Source organism: Nonomuraea sp. NPDC059007, assembly GCF_042740555.1.
Lineage (GTDB): Bacteria > Actinomycetota > Actinomycetes > Streptosporangiales > Streptosporangiaceae > Nonomuraea.
On record NZ_JBHYJD010000002.1, the window covers coordinates 332,710 to 349,178 of the forward strand.

The 16,469-nt window shown below is 70.1% G+C and carries 15 protein-coding genes; 6 read left to right on the top strand and 9 right to left on the bottom strand.

The genetic code is table 11. The features are described 5' to 3' along the window. Positions 1-73 precede the first annotated feature (73 nt). The 3 genes from ACFWY5_RS04425 (at position 74) to truA (ending at position 2,724) form a co-directional block, all read left to right on the top strand. Positions 74-1,090: a DNA-directed RNA polymerase subunit alpha gene (locus ACFWY5_RS04425; RefSeq protein WP_184958053.1), complete on the top strand. Its 1,017-nt coding sequence runs from the start codon at positions 74-76 to the stop codon at positions 1,088-1,090. Between the two features lie 134 nt (positions 1,091-1,224). Next, positions 1,225-1,773, top strand: a complete 549-nt coding sequence (gene rplQ, locus ACFWY5_RS04430; protein WP_379614504.1) for a 50S ribosomal protein L17 — start codon at positions 1,225-1,227, stop codon at positions 1,771-1,773. Between the two features lie 102 nt (positions 1,774-1,875). Beyond that, positions 1,876-2,724, top strand: coding sequence for a tRNA pseudouridine(38-40) synthase TruA (gene truA / locus ACFWY5_RS04435; RefSeq protein WP_379630516.1), 849 nt, complete (start codon positions 1,876-1,878; stop codon positions 2,722-2,724). Between the two features lie 313 nt (positions 2,725-3,037). Here truA and ACFWY5_RS04440 read toward each other — a convergent pair whose 3' ends face one another. From ACFWY5_RS04440 to ACFWY5_RS04450, 3 genes are all read right to left on the bottom strand, one after another. Then, a complete protein-coding gene (locus tag ACFWY5_RS04440) occupies positions 3,038-5,614 on the bottom strand; it encodes a hypothetical protein (protein WP_379630517.1) in 2,577 nt (858 codons plus the stop codon). 103 nt (positions 5,615-5,717) lie between these two features. Further along, a complete protein-coding gene (locus tag ACFWY5_RS04445) occupies positions 5,718-6,533 on the bottom strand; it encodes a hypothetical protein (RefSeq protein ID WP_379630518.1) in 816 nt (271 codons plus the stop codon). Positions 6,534-6,550: 17 nt separating this feature from the next. Further along, positions 6,551-7,291, bottom strand: a complete 741-nt coding sequence (locus tag ACFWY5_RS04450; RefSeq protein WP_379614496.1) for a CAP domain-containing protein — start codon at positions 7,289-7,291, stop codon at positions 6,551-6,553. A 311-nt stretch (positions 7,292-7,602) separates the two neighbouring features. Here ACFWY5_RS04450 and rplM point away from each other — a divergent pair, with 311 nt between their 5' ends. Genes rplM through glmM form a run of 3 tightly spaced genes read left to right on the top strand, consistent with a single transcriptional unit; the run spans position 7,603 to position 9,947 of the window. Further along, positions 7,603-8,046 carry a 50S ribosomal protein L13 gene (rplM, locus tag ACFWY5_RS04455; protein ID WP_184958047.1) on the top strand — a complete coding sequence of 148 codons (444 nt, stop codon included), beginning with the start codon at positions 7,603-7,605 and terminating at the stop codon, positions 8,044-8,046. Between the two features lie 26 nt (positions 8,047-8,072). Next, positions 8,073-8,597, top strand: a complete 525-nt coding sequence (rpsI, locus tag ACFWY5_RS04460; protein ID WP_379614493.1) for a 30S ribosomal protein S9 — start codon at positions 8,073-8,075, stop codon at positions 8,595-8,597. After that, a complete protein-coding gene (glmM, locus tag ACFWY5_RS04465) occupies positions 8,598-9,947 on the top strand; it encodes a phosphoglucosamine mutase (RefSeq protein ID WP_379614491.1) in 1,350 nt (449 codons plus the stop codon). A gap of 39 nt (positions 9,948-9,986) precedes the next feature. Here glmM and ACFWY5_RS04470 read toward each other — a convergent pair whose 3' ends face one another. Genes ACFWY5_RS04470 through ACFWY5_RS04495 form a run of 6 tightly spaced genes read right to left on the bottom strand, consistent with a single transcriptional unit; the run spans position 9,987 to position 16,429 of the window. Next, positions 9,987-10,115 (bottom strand): hypothetical protein, encoded by a 129-nt coding sequence (locus tag ACFWY5_RS04470; protein WP_379630519.1) that lies wholly within the window; start codon positions 10,113-10,115, stop codon positions 9,987-9,989. Then, positions 10,100-13,027, bottom strand: coding sequence for an NACHT domain-containing protein (locus ACFWY5_RS04475; protein WP_379630520.1), 2,928 nt, complete (start codon positions 13,025-13,027; stop codon positions 10,100-10,102). The genes ACFWY5_RS04470 and ACFWY5_RS04475 overlap by 16 nt, the downstream gene beginning before the upstream one ends. Before the next feature lie 13 nt (positions 13,028-13,040). Continuing rightward, positions 13,041-13,760 (bottom strand): ABC transporter permease subunit, encoded by a 720-nt coding sequence (locus tag ACFWY5_RS04480; RefSeq protein ID WP_379614485.1) that lies wholly within the window; start codon positions 13,758-13,760, stop codon positions 13,041-13,043. Next, a complete protein-coding gene (locus ACFWY5_RS04485; protein WP_379614483.1) occupies positions 13,760-14,674 on the bottom strand; it encodes an ABC transporter ATP-binding protein in 915 nt (304 codons plus the stop codon). Before ACFWY5_RS04485 ends, ACFWY5_RS04480 begins: the two co-directional genes overlap by 1 nt. Continuing rightward, a complete protein-coding gene (locus tag ACFWY5_RS04490; protein WP_379614481.1) occupies positions 14,671-15,528 on the bottom strand; it encodes an ABC transporter permease subunit in 858 nt (285 codons plus the stop codon). Before ACFWY5_RS04490 ends, ACFWY5_RS04485 begins: the two co-directional genes overlap by 4 nt. Then, positions 15,518-16,429 (bottom strand): ABC transporter ATP-binding protein, encoded by a 912-nt coding sequence (locus ACFWY5_RS04495; protein ID WP_379614479.1) that lies wholly within the window; start codon positions 16,427-16,429, stop codon positions 15,518-15,520. Before ACFWY5_RS04495 ends, ACFWY5_RS04490 begins: the two co-directional genes overlap by 11 nt. Positions 16,430-16,469: the final 40 nt, after the last annotated feature.

Genomic DNA, 16,469 nt, shown 5'->3' on the forward strand with positions numbered 1-16,469 from the left:
GCCGTACTCCACTTAAGCTGTTATGGAGAGCGGCGTCATATAGCGGTCGCCGCACTACAAGGGGAGATCCCACATGCTGATCGCTCAGCGTCCGACTCTTCTCGAAGAGTCGCTCGACGAGACCCGGTCCCGATTCGTCATCGAGCCGCTGGAGCCGGGTTTCGGCTACACCATCGGCAACGCGGTGCGGCGTACGCTGCTGTCGTCCATTCCGGGCGCGGCCGTCACCAGCATCCGCATCGAGGGCGTGCTCCACGAGTTCTCGACCGTGCCGGGGGTCAAGGAGGATGTCACCGACATCATCCTGAACCTCAAGGAACTGGTCGTCTCCTCCGAGCACGACGAGCCGGTCGTCATGTACCTGCGCAAGCAGGGCCCGGGTGAGGTCACCGCCGCCGACATCGCGCCTCCGGCCGGTGTCGAGGTGCACAACCCCGAACTGCGCATCGCCACCCTCAACGGCAAGGCGAAGCTGGAGATGGAGCTGACCGTCGAGCGCGGTCGCGGCTACGTCTCCGCCGCGCAGAACAAGCAGCCCGGCCAGGAGATCGGCCGCATTCCGATCGACTCGATCTACTCGCCGGTCCTCAAGGTCACCTACAAGGTCGAGGCGACCCGAGTCGAGCAGCGTACCGACTTCGACCGTCTGATCCTGGACGTCGAGACCAAGGCCGCCATGAAGCCGCGCGACGCCGTGGCGTCGGCCGGCAAGACGCTGGTCGAGCTGTTCGGCCTGGCCCGCGAGCTGAACGTCGAGGCCGAGGGCATCGACATCGGCCCGTCGCCGACCGACGCGGCCCTGGCCGCCGACCTCGCGCTGCCGATCGAGGAGCTGAACCTCACGGTTCGTTCCTACAACTGCCTCAAGCGCGAGGGCATCCACACTGTGGGCGAGCTAGTCGCCCGCAGCGAGCAGGACTTGCTCGATATAAGGAATTTCGGCGCCAAGTCCATCGAAGAGGTCAAGCAGAAGCTCCACGAGATGACGCTTGCTCTCAAGGACTCCCCGCCCGGGTTCGACCCGAGCGCGGTGGCCGGCGGCGGTTACGACGACGACGACTCCGCGTACGTCGAGACCGAGCAGTACTGAGCACGTCCCCGGCGCCCCTCTCGGGGTGACCGGGGTTCGCACTGGTTGATCGCGGGCGCCCCTGCGGGGGCGTCTGGCGGCCCGACTCCGGTACCTCGTACGGCCGTGGCGGGTTCATTCTCAAGGAGAACGTAATGCCCAAGCCCACCAAGGGTGCACGTCTTGGCGGCAGCCCGGCTCACGAGCGGCTGATCCTGGCGAACCTCGCCACCGATCTGTTCCGCTACGGCCGGCTCACCACCACCGTGACCAAGGCCAAGCGCGTCCGCCCGCTGGCGGAGCGCCTGATCACCAAGGCCAAGAAGGGCGACATTCACAACCGTCGCCAGGTGCTGACCGTCGTCAAGGACAAGGGCGTCGTCCACCACCTGTTCACCGAGATCGCCGTGACCTTCGCGGAGCGTCCCGGTGGCTACACCCGGATCACCAAGATCGGTAACCGTAAGGGCGACAACGCGCCCATGGCGGTCATCGAGCTGGTCACCGAGCAGCTGAACCCGGTCACCGTCTCGCGTACCACCCCGGCCGCCGAGGCTGCCGCCGCTCCCGCGGCCGCCGCCGAGGTCGTCGAGGACGTCGCTGAGGAGACCGCCGAGGCCGAGACCACTGAGGCCGAGGCCCCCGAGGCCGCCGACGACGAGGCTCCCGCCAAGGAGACCGAGGCGAAGAAGGACGAGGCCTGATCTTTCAGGCCGTCAACGGGCCCGGACCCCTCTTGCGGGGGTGCGGGCCCGTTGCGCATTCAGGAGATGACATTCAGGAGATGACATTTAGGAGATGACATCGTGGTACGGCTCCGCCTCGACCTCGGCTACGACGGCACCGACTTCTCCGGATGGGCGCGTCAGCCGGGGCGGCGTACGGTGCAGGGCGAGATCGAGGAAGCGCTGACGCGGATCCTGCGGCTGCCGGAGCCGGCCTCGCTGACGGTCGCCGGGCGGACGGATGCCGGGGTGCATGCCCGGGGGCAGGTGGCGCACGTCGACCTGGACGAGGAGTCGCTGGGGCAGCTGGATCCCCGGGGCGGCACGCCTGCGGGACGGGCTGAGAGGCTTGCTGCGCTTGTGCGGAGGTTGGCAGGGATCCTGGCGGCAGATGTACGGATATTTCGCGTCTCGGTGGCTCCTGAGGGCTTTGACGCGCGATTTTCGGCTATGTCCCGGTGGTATGCGTACCGGGTTTGCGACGCTCCGGGGGGAGTGGACCCGTTGGTGCGGCGGGAGGTGGTCTGGCACGCCAGACCGCTGGACGTCGAAGCCATGAACGCCGCGGCCGCGCGGTTGCTGGGTGAGCACGACTTCGCGGCGTTCTGCAAGAAGCGCGAAGGCGCCACGACGATTCGGGAACTGCAGCGGCTCGAGTGGGTGCGGGACGGACGGGGGCTGCTGGTCGCCACCGTGGTCGCGGACGCGTTCTGCCATTCCATGGTCCGGGCGCTGGTCGGGTCGTTGATGGCGGCAGGGGACGGGCGCCGGCCGGTGGAGTGGCCGGGGGAGGTGCTGGCGGCAGCCGTACGGGATTCGGGGGTGCATGTGGCGCCCGCCCACGGGCTGTGCCTGGAGGAGGTCACCTACCCGGAGCCCGCAGACCTCGCCACAAGAGCAGCCACCACCCGCCGCATCCGGACCCTCTAGTTCACCCCATCTGGCGGTACGGCTCGCGCCCACCCATGCCACGCGGCGCCCCGTCTCGGGCCGCCGCGCGACGGGCCCCGGGGCCAGCCGGTCGTGCCCGCACCCGCGGCTCGGGGTGGCGTCATGCGCGGAGCCACACCCGCACGCGCGCCTGCCGGTCCGGGCCATGCCGGGAGCCATGCCGGGAGCCACGCCCGCACGCGGGCCCGCGGCTTCGGCAGGTGTCTTGCCTGGAGTCGCACCCACACCCCCAGCGTTATGGCCGGACCATGCGATGGCATGGGTTTCCGTTGGCGGCGACGTCCTATGCGGGTCAGCTGGCGGCGATTCGGCGTTCCAGGACCTTGGCGGTTTGGTCGCGGAAGCCGCCGCTGATCTTGCCCAGGCCGGTTTCCTTTTCGGTCGGGGTGTGGCCGTCGGCGTAGGTGGCGTAGCTGAAGACGATGTAGCGGCCCCAGACCAGGCCGGCCGCGTAGCCGCCGGCGATGTGGATGCGGTCGCCGCCGCTGCCCGCCGAGCCGGGCAGGGCGCGGAACCAGAGGTTGCGGCTCAGGTTCTTGGCCTGGTCGGCTTCGACGGCCGCGTCCTTCGTGGGCAGGACCGCGAGGCCGGTGGTGACGGCGTAGCGGCGCTTGCTGTCGACGTAGGTGGCGCGTAGGACGCGGCTGCAGTCCTGCTTGCGCAGCGCGTCGGCGAACGGGCCCGCGGCGACCTTCTCGCAGTTCTCGGCCATGCTGGTCTTGACCCTGGTGAACGACCTGCCGCCGATCTTGATCTTCTTGGCGGGGAAGGCCTCGGTGAGGGCGAGCTTCTTGGGGTCGGTCTGCTCGGAGTTCAGGACGGAGGCGCCCGCGGTGTCGTCCGGGGGGTCGGTGGTCGTGGAGGTGGGGGGCTGCGAGGTGGCCGGGGGTTGTGAGGCTGCCGCGTCGGCGGGTTTGGAGCTGTTGATCGACCGGTAGGCGAAGAACGCGCCGGTCGCCACGCCTGCCAGGACCAGCACGCCGAGCGCGGCCAGGAGGACCTTCTTGCCCTTGGCCGGTGGCTGCGGGGGGCCTGGTTGCGGGGGCGCGGTGGGGCCGCCGGGGGTGAACAGGCTGCCCGGCTGGGTGTGCGCCTGCTGGCCTGCGAAGGGCTGGTTGCCGAAGGCCTGGCGGGCCGGGGGCTGGAAGTTGGTCGGCGGGGCTGGTACCGGTGCCTGTGGGCGTGCGGCGTCCGGGTGGGGGCTGTCCGTCGCCGGAGGGCGGGGGCCGGGGAAGGCGGGGATGCCGTGGGGCGGGGTGTCCGAATCGGCCGGGGGCAGCGCCATGGGCTGCCTCGGCGCGGGCAGCGCGGGCTTCGGGCCCCAGACCTCCGGTGGGAACGGGAGCTCGGGCAGTTGGTGCGGGCCGGTGTCGTCGGACTGCTTCATCGGCCACACCGGGATGTCACCGGGCTCGGCCTGGCGAGCCACCGGAAGGGTGAGGCCGGGGTCGGACGGCTGGCCCGGTCCGGGGCCCTGGTGTCCGGGCGGCTGGTTCGGTCCGGGGCCCTGGTGTCCGGGCGGCTGGTTCGGTCCGGCGCCCTGGTGTTCGGGTGGCTGGTTCGGTCCGGTGCTCTGGTGTCCGGGCTGCTGGTGTGGGGCGGTGCTTTGGTGTCCGGGTGGATGGAGCGGGCTGCCAGGGGGCTGGGGTGGGTTGCTTTGGGGGGCTGTGGCGGGGTGCTGGACGTCCTGGGGGTTTGCGGGTACGGCGGGCGTACCCGGCCACGGTGCCGGGGGTTCCAGGGCGTCGTAGTCGGCGCCGGGGATGGGTTCGCCGGTCGCCGCGGGCCACGGGGGTACCGCCGGGTCGGTCACCGGGGACGGCCACACCTGCATGCCTGCCGCCGCGGCGGTGAAGCCGGGCGGGGGTTCCCACGTGGGCTCGCCGGGAGGCGGGGTGTCGGACGGGAGTTCCGGCTTGGGCCAGGAGGTCCGGGTGAGCTGGGGGTCGTCGGGCTCGGGGTCGGCGAACCAGTCGTACTCGGCTTCCTCGCCGGGGACCTCCCACGGCTTCGCGCCCGGGAAGGCGGGCAGCTCGGGCAGGTCGGGCAGATCGGCGGTGGGCACGGGCTCGGGGGCCGGGGCCGCAACGTTCCACGGCTGGACGTCGGCCCCTGGCAAGGGGTTGGCCGGGTTGGTGTCGGCGGTGCCGAAGTCCGGGGCAGGACCGGGAGGCGGTGGGTACCCGAGCGCGTCCGTCGGCGGCGGCTGAGGGCCGCTGTCGGCGGGGGTGCCGTAGGTGGGCACGTTCTGCGCGGGCGGGTCGTGTGGGCCGGCGTTGCCGGGCGCGCCATGGGGGTTGCCGGAAGGACCGTACGCGGGCGCGCCATGCGGGCCGCTGTCGAGCGGGTGTCCGGGCATCGGCCTGGTGGGGTCGTGGCGGGGGTCCGGGGTGGTGGCGCGGGGGGCCTCGGGCCAGGACGGGGGCTGGGGCAGGGAGGACTGGCCCGGCAAGAGTGGCTGGCCCGGCGGGGGTGGCTGGCTCAGCAGAGGTGGTTGCCCCGGCAGAGGTGGCTGCCCCGGCAGAGGTGGTTGGCCCAGCAGGGGTGGGTCGCCGGGCAGGGGTGGCTGGCCCGGCGGAGGGGGCTGGGTCGGGAGGGGTGGCTCGGGGAGCGGGAGGTTGGGGGGCGGGCCCGGGTAGACGGGGATGGGGGCGCCGCCGGCACTTGGCCACGGCAGGCGCTCCGCCGTCTCCTGCTGGTCGCCCTCGCCACCATCCTGTACGGCGTCGCCGTACAGGATGGGCGGGGTTGTTGGGTCGTCGGCGGGTGAGAGGAGCTGGCCGAAGCTCGGCGGCGGTGTCGTCGCCGGAGCGACCGAGCCGTCGGTCTCGGCGCGCTCGTGCTCGGACCCGGGTTCCTGGCCACGCATAAGGGGGAGCCTAGCGAGAAGGTCGAGATCGTCATGCCGGTATGGGCGTTCCCGGCCGGATCGACCGCCTGGTTTGTCGGCTTATGGGGGAGTTTGGTGTGGTTCAGTTCCCGGGGTATCCGCTGAGCGAGCGGGCGTCCAGGGCCTTGAAGGCGGTCGCCTTCGCGATGTCGTCGGCCGCCTGGGCGAGGACCTTGGAGGTCTTCTTGGTCGGTTCCGAGCCGTCCTTGTTCTGGAACCAGACCATGATCGCGTAGTGGCCGTGGACCCAGATCTCGGCGGCGCCGGAGCCCGATCCGATGTACTTGGTGACCGCGTCCTTGCCGGGCAGCGCCTTCACGTACACTGAACGCTTGTCCTTGCCGCCCGCGGCGGCGACCTTCTTGGCCGAGCCGGTGGTGTTGAGGTTCGCGACGCCGACGGTGCCGATGACCTTGCCGGCCTTGTCGCGGAAGCTGGCGCGGACCACCTGGTTGCACTTGCCGGACTTCAGGGCCTTCGCGAGCTTGTCGCCGTTGGCGGCGTCACCGCACTTCTTGTCGTGCTTGGTGATGGTCATCTCGTAGGAGCGCCCGTCCACCGTGAACTTCTTCTGGGGGAAGAGCTCCTTGACCGACAGCGGTTCCGGGTCGGTCTTGCGCTCGCCGGCGAAGCCGAACTCGCCGGGCGGCGCCGACGGCAGCGGCGCGGAGGTACGGCGCGCCGTCTCGGCCTGGCCGGGAGTCTCGGTGTTCCACATGATGACGAGGCCGCCGGCGAGCAGTCCGAGCACGGCCAGCCCGCCCAGGGCGAACCACAGCGGCCCCCGGGAGCGCGGTCCCTCGTCATAGGGGCTCCACATGGTGCTCTGCCGTGTGGTCTCGGTCGTGGCCGAGGCCTCGTCTTCGCCGCCGGTCGATCGCTTTTTGGGGAAACCCATGCCGGGAGATTACCGCGTCAGCGGTAGCCGAAGTCCTGGGTCCACCACAGGCCGGTCGGCCCGTTGGCGACTCCAACGCCGATGGCCACGATGTCGCAGTTGAGGATGTTGCCGCGGTGGGAACGGTTGGTCAGCCACCCGCTGACCGCCTCGCCGGGGGTGGTGTAGCCGCTGCCGATGTTCTCGGCGGCGCCCTGGCGGTAGCCCGCGCGCTCCATCCGCTCCCAAGGTGAGGAACCGTCGGGCGAGACGTGGTCGAGCTTGCCCTCGGTGGCCATCTCCATCGAGTGGGCGCGGGCCGATCGGGTCAGGCGCGTGTCGACCCGCAGCGGCCGGCAGCCCTTCTTGACCCTGGCGCTGTTGGTGAGCACGACCACGCGACGGGCGAACTCGGGCTCCAGCCGTACCACCGGATCGCCGAGGATCTGCGTGGGGTGGTCCTGCGGGAAGAAACCGGAGATCTCGCTCGACGGCGAGGGCAGCGGCTTGGCGGTCGCGCGGCCGTGCGGCTGCGACGGGGTGGTCTCGCGCGGGATCGGGGCCGCGAACGGCTGCTTCTTTGGCGTCGGTACGGCTGTCGCCGCCGCGGGCGGCACGCTTTCGTTGAGGTAGAGCTGCTCGGCCGGCGGCTCGGCGTCGGTCAGGCGGCCGATCAGCACACCGGCGAAGACCGCGGCAGAGAGGCACGCCAGCACCCCCAGGTGGTTCCGGCGCCGGAAAGTCCGCTGGGTCAGCCGGGTGTGAATGCTCTGCCACATGCCGGAGCCAACGATAGGGATGAGCGGTGGTGGTAAAGAAGGGATTGCCGGGAAACGAAATAGAACCGTTCTGTGTCGGGTAGACTCGGCGCTGGTTACCGGTAGCTCTTGAAGTGAGGTAGCCTAGTCAATCGTTGTGTGCATAGGTCCAGAGCGACCGATGCGCGGCGCGTCCGGCGTCATCTCCCATGAAGCCTGCTGAGGCAGGGAGACGGAAGGTCCGGGCTGTCGTGCGCCCGCACCGACCGACAAAGGCGCTGACCGATTCCGGCAGCGGTAAGAAGACGCCGAGCAAGATAAGGCTAACGACCGTGCGCACGTACTCACCGAAGCCCGCTGACGTCGAACGTCAGTGGTACGTCATCGACGCGACCGATGTCGTGCTGGGCCGGCTGGCCAGCCACGTCGCGACCCTGCTCCGCGGCAAGCACAAGCCGATCTTCGCCAACCACGTCGACACCGGTGACTTCGTCATCGTCATCAACGCGGAGAAGATCGCGCTGAGCGGTAACAAGCTTGAGCAGAAGAAGGCTTACCGCCACTCGGGCTACCCGGGCGGTCTGCGTTCCGTGACCTACGGCGAGCTCATGGAGAAGCGCCCCGACAGGGCGGTCGAGAAGGCCGTCAAGGGCATGCTCCCCAAGAACTCCCTCGGCCGGAAGATGGCGAAGAAGCTCAAGGTCTACGCGGGTTCCGAGCACCCGCACCAGGCCCAGCAGCCCGTGCCGTTCGAGATCACCCAGATCGCCCAGTAGTAGTTCGAAAGATTTAGAGGAGAACCGTGGCTGAGCCCACCGGTGTCGAGACGGCCGTCGTCGAGGCCGAGCAGGAGGACTTCTCCACCGAGGAGTTCCCGTCCGAGTACACCACCGAATCCGCCGCCAGCGCCGACGCCCCCGTGCGTAAGCCCGTCACCACGGGCAACTCGTACGGCACCGGCCGCCGCAAGGAGGCGATCGCCCGCGTGCGCATCGTCCCCGGCACCGGCAAGTGGACGATCAACGGTCGTTCGCTGGATGCCTACTTCCCCAACAAGGTCCACCAGCAGATCGTCAACGAGCCCTTCGTGGTGCTCGGTGCCGAGGAGGCCTTCGACGTCATCGCCCGCATCGACGGTGGCGGCGTGACCGGCCAGGCCGGTGCCCTGCGCATGGGCCTGTCCCGCGCGCTGGCGGTCCTGGACGTCGAGAACAACCGTCCGCCGCTGAAGAAGGCCGGCTTCCTCACCCGTGACGCCCGCGCCACGGAGCGGAAGAAGTACGGCCTCAAGAAGGCCCGCAAGGCTCCGCAGTACAGCAAGCGCTAAGTGGGGCGCCTTTTCGGCACCGACGGGGTACGTGGGGTCGCGGGTCGCGACCTCACGGCCGAGCTCGCCATGGACCTTTCGGTCGCGGCGGCTCACGTCCTCGGCGATGCAGGCGCGTTCGCCGCGACCGGCCACAAGAGGCCTGTCGCGGTCGTAGGCCGGGACCCCCGGGCTTCAGGTGAATTCCTGGAGGCCGCGGTGGTCGCCGGCCTCGCGTCGTCCGGAGTGGATGTGCTGCGCCTCGGCGTGCTGCCCACCCCGGCCGTCGCCCACCTCACGGCCGCGCTCGGCGCCGACATCGGCGTCATGCTGTCGGCTTCGCACAACCCGGCGCCGGACAACGGCATCAAGTTCCTGGCCAAGGGCGGCTTCAAGCTGTCCGACGCGGTCGAGGACGAGATCCAGCGGCGGCTCGGTGAGGCGTGGAACAGGCCCGTCGGCTCGGCCGTCGGCCGGGTCAGAGACGCCTACGGCGAGGCCGACCGCTACATCTCCCACCTGCTGACCACCGTCCAGGGCAGCCTTGACGGGCTGAACGTGGTGGTCGACTGCGCGCACGGCGCGGCGCACATGGTGGCGCCGGAAGCGCTCGTACGCGCGGGCGCCCGGGTGGAGGCGATCGGCGCCAGGCCCGACGGGCTCAACATCAACAACGGCTACGGCTCGACCCACCTGGACAAGCTCCAGCAGGTGGTCATCTCGCGCGGCGCCGACCTCGGGGTCGCCTACGACGGCGACGCCGACCGCTGCCTCGCGGTCGACCACACCGGCGCGATCGTCGACGGCGACCGCATCATGGCGGTGCTGGCCAGGGCGATGCACGACGAGGGCACGCTGGCCCACGACACCGTGGTCGCGACCGTGATGTCGAACCTCGGCTTCAAGCTGGCCATGCGTGAGGCCGGGATCAACGTGATCGAGACCGCGGTGGGCGACCGCTACGTTCTCGAACGCATGAAGGCCAACGGCTACAACCTCGGCGGTGAGCAGTCGGGCCACGTCATCATGCTCGACCACGCCACCACCGGCGACGGCCTGCTGACCTCGCTCCACCTGCTGTCGGTGGTCGCGCGGACCGGCAAGACGTTGCGCGAACTGTCCTCGGCGATGACGGCGCTGCCGCAGATCCTCATCAACGTCAAGGACGTCGACAAGGGCAAGGCGTCGGTGCCGGAACTGGTCGCCGCCGTGGCCGCGGCGGAGGCGGAACTGGGCGAGACCGGCCGGGTGCTCATCCGGCCGAGCGGCACGGAGCCGATGATCCGGGTCATGGTCGAGGCCTCATCGGAGGACCAGGCCTCGCAGGTCGCGGGCCGCCTGGCCGATGTGGTGCGCACGTCCTGCTCGTAGAGGTTTTCAAGGGGGTACGGCGGTGCCGTGCCCCCTTTCTCATTCCACGCGCCCGTCGGGATAGACGCGCACCTGGGCGCGTCTGCTCACCTCGGCCAGCGCCTCCGTCGCGGCGTCGGGGTCCCAGGCGAGGCCGGGCTCTTCGATGACCTTCAGGAGCTCGTGCACGGTCTCCAGTCCTCGCCCACCTCGCCGATCCGGGTGGTCAACACTCGCGTGTCGTCGATGGCCCAGCGGGGGAGGTTCACCGCCCGGACGCGGCGGAGCATCTCGGCGGTGAGCGAGGCGGGCAGAGCGATCGCGAGGTTGCTCACCACGCTGCGGTAGTACAGCTCGCCGGTGATGCGAGGAAGGCCTTCGATCAGGGTGACCAGCCGCCTGCTGATCAGTTCGGGGGCGGTTTCCGTGAGGGCGTCCACCAGGTCGTTGCACTCGTCGGGGACTCGCGGATCGTCGGGTGTGGGCGGTGACTCCGCGGCGAGCTGATCGAAGCGGGAGACCAGCGCCTGGATCGCGGCCGGGTCGCCGGTTTTGGCCAGGCAGGTGTATACGCGTTCCCGTAGCGCGGTCTCGTGCTGGAGAACGGCGACCCGGTGGCCGGGATAGGCGGATCTGGGCGTTCCATCGATTCCGCGGGGCACCATCGCCAGCAGCAGCGGAACCCCTTCGTGGTGGCCGTGGTCGGCGAGCGTGGCCGCGGCGCCCACCCTGACCATGGGGTGGGCACGCTCGTCGGCGAGCACGTCGAGGAGTTCGGGCCCGCCGTCGAGCAGTTCGGTCAGCAGCCAGCGGGTCGGCCAGGCGATGCTCTCGTCGCGCAGATGACCGGCCACGGACCCGACGAGCGCCTTGGGCAGGTCCCCCCGCAGGTTGGTGGTGAAGCGCCGGAGGTGCCACGGGTCCGTACGCGGGTCGAGGAGCGCGCACAGCCAGCGGTCTTGGTCGCTGACCCGCAGGAGCAGGCTGACGAGGCCGAAGTCCCGCCAGCCAAGTGAGAGCGCCTCCCACAGTTCGTCCTCGGTGATCTCGCCCAGTTCGAGCAGCGCGTGGCGGCAGTCGTTGAGCGCGTGGTCGGCCCGGGAGTCCTCCCTGCCCAGGTCGTGGAGCTTCCACAACACCGGGACGGCGGCGTGGACCTCCAGCTCACGTGCCTTGTCGACGAGAAGCTCCAGCGGCTTCTCGCTGTCGGGATGGGTGGCGTGCGGGGTCAGGCGTTCCAGCCACTCCACGATGAGCGCCGGTTCGTGCGGGACCTCTGTCCAGTCCTTGAGGAAGTCGGGGGGTGTGCTGAGGTCGGCCAGGCCCAGGGTTTTGGCGACGGCCTTGCGGTGGCTGGGGTCGAGGTCCTTCAGGCGGGGTTCGATCTGGGAGATCCTCGTCGCCCCGATCTCCTTGAACAGCTCGGTCGCCGACTCGTCCGGCGCGGCCAGCATGAGCTCGCCTATCTCCTCGACGATCCGGCCCCGCAGCCACGCGGCCTTGATCCGCGGCGTGCTGACCAGGCAGCGTCCGGCCAGCAGCAGGTCGTTGTGGAACATGTCGTCGTCGCGGGCCACCGGCCCCTCGATGGCGGCGGTGTCCTGGTCGTGGCCGAGCACGGCCAGCAGCAGCGGTGTCGCGTCGTGGAGCCGGCCGGCGAGCAGCAGGATGACCTCCTCCCACCACGGGTCGTGGCGGACCTTGGCGATCTCCGCGATGGCCGGGGCGCCGATCCTGGCGGCGACCTCGGCGGCGAAGTACTCCTGGATGGTCAGGTGCAGGAAGCCGTACACCTCCTGCGCCTGCTCCTTGAGCATCCCGTAGTGCTCGCAGATCTCGCCGAGGATGGCGGGGGCGTCGGCGGGGTCGAGGTCGACGGTGGGCAGGAAGCCGGCGATCACGCCGAGCAGCTCGTCCTTGGCGAAGTAGGCCAGGCCGGCGCGCTGGTAGTGCCAGGCGATCTCTTCCAGGAGGTCGCGTTTGCGGTCGGCGGTGAAGCGGGGGAAGCGCTTGATGTCGCGCTTGCTGTCCCACTCCGTCAGCAGGACCTCGATGGTGCGGGCGTAGAGCTTGGAGCGGCGTTCGGGCAGTTCGAGGTCGGACTCGAAGACGATGGCGATGAGGGAGAGCAGCAGGGGGTTGGCGCTCAGGGTCTGGATGCGGCTGCTGCGGCGTAACGCGGCGGTGAGCTTGTCGCGCTTGTCGTGGTCGTCCTGGAACCAGTTGCCGACGAACTCCTCGATCTGGGAGTCGTCGAAGTCGAGCACCTCCAGCGTTCTGAAGGCGGGCAACTGGCCGCGCCAGCCCGCGCGGCGGCAGGTGACGGCGATGCGGGCGCCGGGGTAGCGGGCGGCCAGGCGGTCGATCTCCTGGATGACGCGCTGGTAGGTGGCGTCGGCCTCGTCGGCGCTCTCGCCGCCCAGGACCTCGTCGAGGCCGTCGATCAGCAGGACCGCGCTGCCGGTGGTGAGGGCGTGGTCGATGAGGTCGGCGGCCTGGAGTTCGCCGTAGCGCTCGGCCCAGCGGGTGCTGACGTAGTCCAGGAGGCCGCCTTCGGCGCGTACCAGGCGGCGCAGTTCGACGAAGACGGGCAGGATCTCGTCGGTGGCGGCCTTGAAACCCAGGTAGCGCAGCATCGTGGTCTTGCCCGCGCCGGGGTCGCCCAGGACGACCATGCGGCGGAAACGGGTGAAGGCCTCTTCCGGGGTGAGGATCTCGGCCTGCTGGTCCTTCTTGCGGGCTCTGGTGAGTCTGACGAGGTCGCCTGGGGCGCGGCCGCGTAGTTCCTGGAGTTCCTCGTGGTGCATGAAGCGCAGCGGCTGCTGGTCGTGGACGCGCAGCTGCACGTACAGGCTCTCGATGTTGAGGGGTTTGGGGTGGTTGAGGAGGTTGATGTGGCGCATGTCGTCGGTCAGCCGGTCGAGCAGGCCGCTGCGGCGGCGGCCGAGCGCCTTCTCCTCGGAGCGGGAGAGTTTGCCCGGCGGGGGCGGGCCCGGGGCGGTCGCGGCCTGGTGGCTCTTGCGCCATTGGTAAAAGCCGAGGCCGGCGGTCAGCAGACCGCCGGCCAGGCCGATCAACGCGACGATGATCTCCGTCCCCATGCAGGGGAGTGTCTCACTCGTCCCCGGTGAGGGAGAAGGCGCGCAGCCGCAGCCCCGCCCAGACGACCGCGCCGACCGTGACGATCGCGATCGCCGGTATGGCCCAGCCGATCGTCACCGCGGTCTGGTCGATGAACGCCGAGGTGGAGATCTGGTCGGCGATGGCCTGGGCCCACTGCTGGATGGAGAAGTTCTGGGCGCCCTTGACGAAGCTGCCCACCATGCCTTCCCAGATCAGCGCGTAGATGATGCCGATCGTGACCGCGTGGCGGGTCAGGACGCCCAGCAGCAGGAAGAGCGCCGCGTACGCGATGCCGCCGAACAGGGAGCCCAGGGCGAATCCGAAGGCGATGCCGTCCTCGTTGCGCACCAGCAGCCAGGCGGCGAGGTAGGTGGGGACGGCGGCGAAGACGGCCAGCATGGAGGCGGCCACGAGGAACTTCGTCTGGGCGATCACCGGCCGGGAGATCGGCTTGGACATCAGATGGATGATGGTGCCGTCGTCGATCTCGGGCGCGATGACGCCGGTGCCGGCGATCAGGCCGAGCAGCGGCAGCATGGTGGCGATCGCGAAGTTCTGCATGAGCAGGATGGCCGAGCGCTGGTCGGCGCCGCCGGTCAGGCGCAGCAGGACGGCCAGCCCGATGAGCGCGAGCGGCAGCAGGAGCAGCAGCAGGATGCGCCGCCTGCCGAGCAGCGCGCGGTAGGTGATCCCGGCAACCACGGTGTTCATCAGGTGCTCCGGTTGATCAGGTAGGAGAAGACGCTCTCCAGGTCCTCGTCGACGGGGGAGACCTGGTGCAGGTTGATGCCCTCGGCGCGGGCGACGCGCGGCAGCAGCCAGGCGAAGCGGCGGAACTCCACCGCCTGCACCTCCAGGCCGTCGGGGCCGAGCGTGACGCCGCCGGAGGAGGCGTCCACGATGAGCGCGGCGGCCAGCTTCCTGTCGTCGCTGGACTTGATGCGGAACAGGTGCGGGCGGTCGGTCATCAGGCGGCGGATCTGCCGGAAGTCGCCGGAGGCCGCGTGGCGACCGGCGACCAGCACCTCGATGTGCTGGGCGACCCGCTCGACCTCTTCGAGGATGTGCGAGCTGAACAGGATGGTCTTTCCGGCGGTGCCCATGGCGCGGATGAGGTCCATCAGGTGCATGCGCTGGCGCGGGTCCATCCCGTTGAACGGCTCGTCGAGCAGCAGCACCTCGGGGTCGTGGACGAGCGCGGCGGCGACCTTGACGCGCTGGCGCATGCCCTTGGAGTAGGTCTCGACGCGGCGGTCCTTCGGCCCTTCCATCTCGACCGTGGCCAGCGCTTTCTGGGCGGCGCTCACGGGGTCGGACAGGCCGTGGAGCTTGGCGGCCGACAGCACGAACTGCCAGCCGGTGAGGAAGCCGTAGACGCCCTCGCGCTCGGGCACCAGACCGATGTTGCGGTAGATGTGGTGGTTCTTCCACACCTTGGTGCCGTCGAGCGTGACGCTGCCTCCCGACGGGCCCAGGAACCCGGCCATCAGGTGCAGGAGCGTCGACTTGCCCGCGCCGTTGGGCCCGAGCAGGCCGGTCACGCCGGGCCCGATCGTCATGGTGACGTCGTTGACCGCCACCACGTTGCCGTACCAGCGCGAGACCTGGGAGAGCTCGAGTTTCATTGGGCCGCCGCCTTCCGGTAGCGCAGGGCCAGCACGCCGAGGGCGAAGGCGATCAGCGCGAGCGTGATCAGCGCGGGCGCGGGGCCCGGAGGGTATCCGCCCTCGGAGTTGGGCGTGGTGCCGAACAACCACACCTGGACCGCGTCCACCAGCCAGAACGGGTTGAGCAGCCACGCCCACTTGGCCGCGGCCTCCTCGTTCAGCGACAACAGCGTGCTGTAGATGACCGGTACGGCGGCCAGTGACAGCAGGTAGACGGCGATGACCGAGGCCACGCCGAGCCCGCGCCGGGGCGTGAGCGAGGCCAGCGCCAGGCCGAACGCGGTCAGCAGCACCGCCAGCAGCAGCGCCATGGCCATCGCGCCCAGGTACTCCTTGGTCTGCGGCGGCCCCGGCAGGTCGATGAGCAGCTCGCCGGCGTAGATGAGCGTGAGCGGCACCGCCACCAGCATGAACAGCGCGACCGTCATCGAGATGACCTTGGCGCTGACGTACTGCGCGACCGCGACCGGCCGCGAGAGGTAGAGCGGCAGCACGCGGTAGCGCAGGTCGGGGGCGACCACGGTGGGCGCCTGCGCGGCCAGGAAGATGGCGATCACCGCCTGCATGATCACCGCGAACGCGCTGTAGGCCATGCCGCGCTGCTGGAGCAGGGCCATCATGGCGATGCTCACGACCGCGGGCAGCAGCATGATGATGGCGAGCAGGAACGGCATGATCTTGCTGCGGGCCGTACGGCCGAGGCCGAAGATGCCGCGCAGGCTGTGCAGCGTCAGCGCCCGCGTCGCGTAGCCGGGGCCCAGTCGCGGCCCGTCGTAGTGGCGGTAGCCGATGTCATAGATCTCAGACGACATCCGCGGCCTCCTCCCTGAAGACGTCCTCGATGCGGTGGCGGCCCTGCTCCATCCGGATGAGGCACAGGTCGAGGTCGACCACGGCGTCGCGGATGGCGTCGAACGTCTCCGGGCCGCTCACCTTGACCAGCAGCAGGCGGCCGTGCTGGGTGACCTGCTGGCCGTGCTCCGCCAGCCGTTCCGCCAAGGGCTGGACGCCCTCCTCGACCTCGACGGTGAGGCTCTGCGTGGCCTGGGTGAACTCGGTGATGGCGGAGGAGCGCAGCAGGCGGCCGGCGTCGATGACGATCACGTGGTCGCAGATGCGCTCCAGCTCGCCGAGCAGGTGGCTGGTGACCAGGACGCTGATACCGAACTCGGTGCCGATGCGGCGGATCAGCGCGAGCATCTCGTCGCGCCCGCGCGGGTCGAGGCCGTTGGTGGGCTCGTCGAGGAAGATCATTTTGGGATCGTGTACGAGCGCCTGCGCCAGCTTGACCCGCTGCTTCATGCCGGTGGAGTAGCCGCCCATGGCACGGTAGCGCTCTTCGGCCAGTCCCACGTGGCGCAGGACGTCGGCGGCGCGTTCGCGGGCGGCCGTGCGCGGCAGCCCGGACATCTGGGCGAGGTGGACGACGAACTCGGTGGCCGACACGTCGGGCGGCAGGCAGTCGTGCTCGGGCATGTAGCCGACGAGGCGGCGAATCTGCGTGCCCTGCGTGGTCACGTCGAGATCGAGCACCTTGGCGCCGCCCGCGGTGGGCGGCAGCAGGCCCAGGAGGATCTTGATCAGTGTCGACTTGCCCGCGCCGTTGGCGCCGACCAGGCCGGTGACGCCGGTTCCGACGTCCACCGTGAGCCGGTCGAGCGCGGTGACGGTCGGGAAGCGTTTGGTCAGCCCCTCGGTAGCGAGGATGTGCATGATCCGGACACTACCCTCCGTGGCCGCCGGGTGGCCTCCT

What these genes read in the sequence shown, in the direction of transcription:
- ACFWY5_RS04440 (WP_379630517.1), bottom strand. Translation starts at nt 5,614, where the DNA reads ATGCGTGGCCAGGAACCCGGGTCCGAGCACGAGCGCGCCGAGACCGAC.
- ACFWY5_RS04485 (WP_379614483.1), bottom strand. Translation starts at nt 14,674, where the DNA reads ATGAAACTCGAGCTCTCCCAGGTCTCGCGCTGGTACGGCAACGTGGTG.
- rplQ (WP_379614504.1), top strand. Translation starts at nt 1,225, where the DNA reads ATGCCCAAGCCCACCAAGGGTGCACGTCTTGGCGGCAGCCCGGCTCAC.
- ACFWY5_RS04490 (WP_379614481.1), bottom strand. Translation starts at nt 15,528, where the DNA reads ATGTCGTCTGAGATCTATGACATCGGCTACCGCCACTACGACGGGCCG.
- ACFWY5_RS04425 (WP_184958053.1), top strand. Translation starts at nt 74, where the DNA reads ATGCTGATCGCTCAGCGTCCGACTCTTCTCGAAGAGTCGCTCGACGAG.
- ACFWY5_RS04475 (WP_379630520.1), bottom strand. Translation starts at nt 13,027, where the DNA reads ATGGGGACGGAGATCATCGTCGCGTTGATCGGCCTGGCCGGCGGTCTG.
- ACFWY5_RS04445 (WP_379630518.1), bottom strand. Translation starts at nt 6,533, where the DNA reads ATGGGTTTCCCCAAAAAGCGATCGACCGGCGGCGAAGACGAGGCCTCG.
- ACFWY5_RS04450 (WP_379614496.1), bottom strand. Translation starts at nt 7,291, where the DNA reads ATGTGGCAGAGCATTCACACCCGGCTGACCCAGCGGACTTTCCGGCGC.
- ACFWY5_RS04495 (WP_379614479.1), bottom strand. Translation starts at nt 16,429, where the DNA reads ATGCACATCCTCGCTACCGAGGGGCTGACCAAACGCTTCCCGACCGTC.
- ACFWY5_RS04480 (WP_379614485.1), bottom strand. Translation starts at nt 13,760, where the DNA reads ATGAACACCGTGGTTGCCGGGATCACCTACCGCGCGCTGCTCGGCAGG.